5 protein-coding genes are annotated in these 6,116 nt (G+C 56.8%); 4 read left to right on the top strand and 1 reads right to left on the bottom strand.

The genetic code is table 11. The features are described from left to right. Window positions 1-278 precede the first annotated feature (278 nt). The 4 genes from EKM86_RS07590 (at window position 279) to cysK (ending at window position 4,783) form a co-directional block, all read left to right on the top strand. Complete coding sequence (locus EKM86_RS07590) at window positions 279-737, top strand: CopY/TcrY family copper transport repressor (RefSeq protein WP_379909625.1); 459 nt, start codon at window positions 279-281, stop codon at window positions 735-737. 12 nt (window positions 738-749) lie between these two features. Beyond that, window positions 750-2,903 (top strand): heavy metal translocating P-type ATPase, encoded by a 2,154-nt coding sequence (locus EKM86_RS07585; protein ID WP_379909623.1) that lies wholly within the window; start codon window positions 750-752, stop codon window positions 2,901-2,903. A gap of 150 nt (window positions 2,904-3,053) precedes the next feature. After that, window positions 3,054-3,866: a homoserine O-acetyltransferase/O-succinyltransferase family protein gene (locus tag EKM86_RS07580; RefSeq protein WP_125756677.1), complete on the top strand. Its 813-nt coding sequence runs from the start codon at window positions 3,054-3,056 to the stop codon at window positions 3,864-3,866. Continuing rightward, window positions 3,866-4,783, top strand: coding sequence for a cysteine synthase A (gene cysK, locus EKM86_RS07575; RefSeq protein WP_125756675.1), 918 nt, complete (start codon window positions 3,866-3,868; stop codon window positions 4,781-4,783). The genes EKM86_RS07580 and cysK overlap by 1 nt, the downstream gene beginning before the upstream one ends. Before the next feature lie 109 nt (window positions 4,784-4,892). Here the strand turns inward: cysK and EKM86_RS07570 are convergent, their stop codons facing one another. After that, the gene (locus EKM86_RS07570; RefSeq protein ID WP_125756673.1) at window positions 4,893-6,116 is read right to left on the bottom strand and encodes an ROK family transcriptional regulator; all 1,224 of its coding nucleotides are present in this window, start codon (window positions 6,114-6,116) and stop codon (window positions 4,893-4,895) included.

Below are 6,116 nucleotides of genomic sequence, written 5' to 3'. Positions count from 1 at the left end.
TGAAACACCAAAGCAGCGCAGTCCCGTGTGAATCGTGGGATTGCGCTGCTTTTTTGAAATTCTATGAATAATCCAGGTTGATGGGTTTCGCTTGAGGGCGAGTCCCAGCAAGCAGAAAAGCTGCAGCGCCTAACGCAACTTTTCATCAAGACGATCACTGTCTGTCGATGGTGGTCGTTTTGTTTTGCCTAAAAATAGTGCGATTGCTTCGTTGACAAATGTAGACCAGGTGCTATACTGATTCTCGAGGTTTACAAACGTAAACGTAAGGAGAAACGATGATGGATACGAAAATCGACGAAATTACCCCAAGCGAATGGGATCTCATGCGCATTGTCTGGACCAAGGGCAGCGTGCAGACCGGCGAGCTGATTACCTTGCTCCAGCGCAAGCGCGACTGGTCCGATTCGACCATTAAGACGCTGCTGGGGCGGCTGGTCAAAAAGGGCCTGCTGGCCACTACGAAGGACGGTCGCAAGTTCGTCTATCACGCCACTGTTGAGGAAACAACGGCGATGGACGAAACCGTGTCCGAGTTGTTCAACCACCTTTGTGCGATGAAGAAGGGCACGACGCTGGCGCACCTGCTGGCGCAGACCCCGCTGACGAAAAGTGACATTGCGCAGCTGCAGACAATTCTGGCGGCCAAGGCGCAGGACGCCCCGGCAACCGTGCCGTGTGATTGCCTGCCCCCAGACCCGGCTGAAACTGAAGCCGACGCCGATTGCCAATGCTAGGAGGAACTTTATATGAGTGACGAAACGAACCACGAGATGTCCCAGGACCACCAGATGAAAAAACCGGTGGCTAGCCAGGCTAGCCATGAGACTATGCCTGGCATGAAAATGGTCAGCGGCAGCGATGCAATGAAAATGGTCAGCAACGATGACCCGAACATGGGCGGCATGGACATGGATGACATGGATATGGATATGCCAGGCATGGGCCACATGAATATGGGCGCCTTCAAGCAGAAATTCTGGCTGTCGCTGGTCGCAGCGATTCCAGTGTTCGTGCTGTCCCCATTCATGGGCTTGCACCTGCCGTTCCAGTTCACTTTTCCGGGCTCCGACTGGCTGGTGCTCGCGCTGTCGACGTTCCTGTTCTTCTACGGCGGGCAGCCGTTTCTGAGTGGCGCTAAGGGCGAGCTCAAGGACAAGGCGCCGGCGATGATGACCCTCATCGCAATGGGCATCAGCGTTGCTTACCTTTATAGTGTGTACGCCTTCGTGATGAACCACTTCGTGAGCCCAGGCGCGCACACGATGGACTTCTTCTGGGAGCTCGCCAGCCTGATCGTCATCATGCTGCTGGGTCACTGGATCGAAATGAACGCGGTGATGAACGCGGGCGACGTGATGTCGAAAATGGCGGCCCTGCTGCCAGGCTCAGCGCATATGCTGCAGGCGGACGGGACCACGGCTGACATCGCGCTGGCCAAGTTGCAAGAAGGCGCTTCGGTGCTCGTGCAGGCCGGGGAAAAGATTCCGGCTGACGGGATTGTTAAGGCCGGCACTAGCGCGGTCAACGAGGCGCTGGTCACTGGTGAGGCCAAGGCCATTGAAAAACACGTCGGTGATCAGGTCATCGGCGGCGCGGTCAATGGTAATGGGACGCTCACTGTCCAAGTCACAGGAACTGGCGAATCCGGCTACCTGGCGCAGGTCGCCAAGCTGGTGGCCGACGCACAGGCCGACAAGTCGCGCGCCGAAACCATGGCAGACGTCGTGTCGCGCTACCTGTTTTACGCGGCCCTACTGATTGGGCTGATTGCGTTCTTCGTTTGGACCGGGATCGCCGGCCTGGATACGGGGCTCAACCGGCTGGTAACAGTGCTGGTCATCGCCTGCCCGCACGCGCTGGGCTTGGCGATTCCGCTGGTCGTGGCGCGCTCGACGAGCCTGGCCGCTGGCCGGGGTCTGCTGGTTCGCAACCGCCAGGCGCTGGAAACTGCAGGCAAAATCGACACCATGCTGATGGACAAAACCGGCACGTTGACCGAAGGCACCTTCAAGGTCAACGCGGTGAAGTCCTTCACTGACAGCACAGACGAGAACACTGTACTGGGATTGTTCGCGGCCCTCGAAGCCGGCTCCAGCCACCCGCTGGCCACCGGCATTCTAGCTGAAGCCCAGGCACGGAAGGTCAAGACGCCGGCGGCCGAGAATGTGCAGACGCTGCAAGGCGTCGGGCTGCAAGGCACGGTCGACGGCACCGAATATGCCATCGTTACCGCCAACTACTTGAGCGAGCACAGTATCGGCTACGACCTGGACGCGTTTGACAAGCTTGCCTCAGCCGGCAACTCGATTTCATTTTTGCTGGCGGGTCAGACGGTACTTGGCCTGATCGCGCAAGGGGATGAGATCAAGCCGGATGCACAGGCACTGATCGACGGGCTGCGCGCGCAAGGCATTGAACCGGTGATGCTGACCGGGGACAACCAGGCGGCCGCCGCTGTCGTGGCACACCGGCTGGGCGATATTCAGGTTCACGCCGAGCTGAAGCCGGAGGACAAGGCCAAAATCGTGCGGCAGTATCAAAGCCAGGGTCACAGGGTCGCGATGGTCGGCGACGGCGTGAACGACGCGCCGGCCCTGGCCCGCGCGGAGATTGGCATTGCCATCGGTGCCGGCACGGATGTCGCCATTGATTCAGCGGATGTCGTGCTGGTTAAAAGCGACCCGCAGGACATCCTGACGTTCCTGCATCTGGGTCGCGTCACGACCCGCAAAATGATTCAGAACCTCTGGTGGGGCGCTGGTTACAACATCCTGGCGCTGCCGCTGGCGGCCGGGGTTCTGGCCGGAATCGGGATTATTTTGAGCCCGGCGGCCGGCGCGCTGGTCATGTCCGCGTCCACGGTGATTGTGGCGCTGAACGCGATGAGTTTGAAACTTTAATCAGGTAGTTTTGAAGATCCGGCACGGCCAAGCGGCCTGCCGGATTTTTTGAGTCTCGATGCGCTAAGATAAGCAAGTAAACGATTACAAAATTATCTTGATTTTTTCGGCCACTCAGGTAGACTGTAAGGCTACGAAAGGGGGCGGGGTATGCAACCGCTGAAAATCGGAATTCTGAATGTCATGCACGACAAAGCCGAAACTAACGCGCGTTTTACCAAGGTGCTGACGCATGCCGGCGTGCCGGTCGAGCTGCATTTCTACTACCCTAAGACGCACTACCCCGGCGGCGTGCCGGCTGACGTCGGCCGCATTCTAGCGCCGCTGGACATGACCGCGGCGGCTCGGATGGCCGGGTTCATCATCACCGGCGCCCCAATCGAGAAGTTCGCCTTCGATGACGTGACGTACATCGATGAGGCGCGGGCGCTGATGGACGTGCTGGCTGTGCATCGGGTGACTCAGCTGTACCTGTGCTGGGGCGGGATGGCCGCGCTGGATCATTTTTACGGCATTAAGAAACACATGTTGCCGCACAAGCTGTTCGGCGTGTACCCGCACCACCTGATCGCGCCATCGAGCTTGCTTGCTGGCCTGCCCGAAGGTTTTTACGCGGCACATGCGCGCTACGCCGAAATGGACCGTGACCAGATCGATGCGGATCCGCGGCTGCGACTGGAGGCCACGACAACGGATGGTGCGCTGTTTTTGGCTGGCAACCGGCAGGCGCAGCAGACGTTCATGTTCGCCCACCTGGAGTACGGGCAAAAGGGGCTGTTGCACGAGTACCAGCGTGAGGTCGCGGCACACCCCGACCGGTTCTACCGCAAGCCCGAGCATTACTTTGCGGATCCCGCGACTATGAGCGGACCGCAGTTTAAGTGGGAACAGACCCAGCACGTCTTTTTCGATCAATGGGTCGCCCGCGTGGCGAAGGAACAACAAGTAAAGGAGCGGATTTGATGATTGCGAACAACATTACGGAATTGATTGGCAAAACGCCAATGGTCAAGCTGAATCATGTGGTGCCAGCCGGGGCCGCGGACGTTTACGTCAAGCTGGAATTCTTTAACCCCGGCGGCTCGGTGAAGGACCGCATCGGGCTGTCCATGATTGAAGCCGCCGAGCAAAGCGGCGCGCTGAAGCCGGGTGGCACCCTCATCGAGGCCACGTCTGGCAACACGGGCATCGGTCTATCGATGGTCGCCGCCGCCAAGGGGTACCACATGATCATTGTGATGCCTGAGAGCATGAGTGTAGAGCGCCGCGCGCTGATTCAGGGCTACGGCACCGAGCTGATCCTGACGCCGGGCGTCGATGGCATGCCCGGCGCAATCAAGAAGGCCAAGGCGCTGGCGCAGGCACACGGCTACTTCATGCCAAGCCAGTTCGACAACCCAGCAAATCCAGACATTCACGAGAAAACGACCGGCGAGGAGATAATCGCGGACTTTGGCGGCAAGACCCCTGACGTGTTTGTTGCGGGCGTCGGCACCGGCGGCACACTGACCGGGGTCGGTCGTGCCCTGAAAAAGATCAACCCAGCCGTGCAGATTTACGCGCTGGAGGCGGCCGAAAGCCCGGTGCTCAAGGAAGGCCACGGCGGCAAGCACAAGATTCAAGGCATCTCTGCCGGCTTCGTGCCTGAGGTACTGGACACGGACTTGTACCAGGACGTCGTCGAGGTCACCTCTGATCAGGCTTTCGCGATGGCCAAGCAGGTCAGCCGCGAGGAAGGGTTCCTGCCAGGTATTTCCGCTGGGGCGAACATCTTTGGCGCAATCGAGCTGGCTCAGAAGCTGGGTGCCGGCAAGACCGTGGTCACCGTGGCGCCGGATAACGGTGAGCGGTACCTGTCGACCGACCTGTTCAAGTTTTAATCTTATTTGAGCCAAAAAATCAGGACTCTCCCGTGTCTTACTGGAGAATCCTGATTTTTTATTGGTTTGATGACAGTCTGTTGATCCAGTGAGCTATTCAGCACATCAATTAATGGTGATTAGTACTTGCGGAGAGTGCAATTGCTTGATAGCCCGGATTTTGCACAACAAACGCCAGCGCAGCTAATGCACACGCCCCTCGAGCGGCACGGGTGTTGTCATACTTAACGACCTCCACTGAAGTATTTTTCTTCGTTGGAATAAACCGGAGTTGATTATTGATGGTGGCGAGAACCTGGTCGCTAAAGGCGGGATCTTGGAGCAGTCGACTATTAAGGTAGATGGCGTCGGCGTCAGACATCATCAGTAAGTTGGCGACGGCGATTGCCAAGTAATGTAGGCCATCTTGCAGCATCTTGGTGATGTAGGAATCGCCCAGCCTGTATGCCGCGAGAATGGTGTCCAAATTGATTTTATCCGGTGATTTGACCAAAGAGCGGAGAACAGTGATTGAAGAAGATTGGTAGAGGTCCCTGGCACGCTTAACCAGCCAAGTTTCGGAGATATAGGTCTGGAGACAGCCACGCTTCCCACACTCACACTGAAAGCCTTCCGGATCGACGACTGTATGACCAATTTCACCAATATAGTAATTGCGCTTTGGATGTAAGCCCTTCGATTGAAGAAAAGCACAGTATAGACCAAACCCTGCATGCATGAACAGAAAGTTCTCGGGCGTGCTTTCGACGTCAAACAGGTATTGGGCCATGGCCATACACTCAACGTTGTTCTCTGCGACAATTGGCAGACTGATATCCGCCGCGATGATTTTAAGGTCAAAACCTTGCCACATCTGATTGTTTGAAATAAGCGTATGATTCTCCGAATCGTAATGTCCAGGAATCGAGAGGCCAACCCCAATAAAGTGTCGTTCTGGATGTGCGCTGACCAAGTTGTTGATTGCATTGGCCACGTTGCTGTTGAGCGATTGGCCTGCGATCTCCTCATACGGTTGATAAGAGTGATCGATATGATGCCCGGTCAGGTCGGTCGCGTAGGCGGCAAACCCAGCCAGAGTGAAATCGACCCCGATCAGACAGCCATAGTTCGGGTCTAGTGAAATGATTTTTTGCTTTCGTCCTGAACCAGTTGTCCGCGCAATTTCTTCTCCGGTTTCCACTACCAGATGAAGTGAAATGAGCTGAGCAATCACGGCTGAAACCGTAGCTGGTGTAATGTTGAGCATCTGTGTAATGTCGGTTCTGGTTGCCGCAGGGTGCCTGTACAGGTACTGAACAACGTTGATCTGGTTAGTATTAAACGATTCTGCCAT

It is taken from the genome of Lacticaseibacillus hegangensis (assembly GCF_003946465.1).
GTDB lineage: Bacteria > Bacillota > Bacilli > Lactobacillales > Lactobacillaceae > Lacticaseibacillus > Lacticaseibacillus hegangensis.
Note: the sequence above shows the minus strand (reverse complement) of the source record. Positions and strands in the feature narration are given on the sequence as shown.